Below are 640 nucleotides of genomic sequence, written 5' to 3' on the forward strand. Positions count from 1 at the left end.
GAATTATTAAAGCCACTACAGCATCATGGTGCAAACAAAACGATGACTAAAAATCTTATTTTGTTGGAAAAAGAAATTAAAGAACATAACAATGACACTAAAAATGCTTTAGGTATTGTGTATAGCTATCTGTCTTATTCGCAGTTAGCACTCAATGACAAAACAAATTCATTCGCTCTTAATAGACACTTAAAATATTTAAACAATATTGCATTGATTGCAAGCGATACTTTAAGAGCTGAAAATGTTAATGAGACTAACCACTCTTGCATTGAACTTCTAAAAAATCTTACCCAAAGAGAAAATGAAACCATGGAGCTTTTAGAAAAGCGAAAAAATTTCTGTATTGAAAGAAAAGAGTGCCTGCAAATTGAGATTTTAGAATGTGAAGATAATGGCAAAAAATTAGCTCGCCTTAAAAAGTCGTTGCAATTTTTAGAAAAAGAATTAGAATTGCAAAAGAGTGTGAGTGAGGGTGTGGCTAAGATAACACTAAGAGTGTTGCAAGAAATGGTATCTTTACAAAATACGCAAAAATCGCAACAAGAAGTTTCAAAAAATACCGAACCACAACACAATTTGAAGCAATGCTCTAGAGATGATGAGTTTGAAAGATAGCCTTACAAACAGAGCATGACAT

The 640-nt window shown here is 32.2% G+C and carries 1 pseudogene; it reads left to right on the forward strand.

What is annotated here, in order from left to right:
- Positions 1-618, forward strand: a pseudogene (locus QT74_RS07910) (relaxase/mobilization nuclease domain-containing protein); the annotation flags it as partial.
- Positions 619-640: the final 22 nt, after the last annotated feature.

Source organism: Helicobacter pylori SA213A (assembly GCF_000476275.1).
In the GTDB taxonomy this organism is placed as follows: Bacteria; Campylobacterota; Campylobacteria; order Campylobacterales; family Helicobacteraceae; genus Helicobacter; species Helicobacter pylori_CL.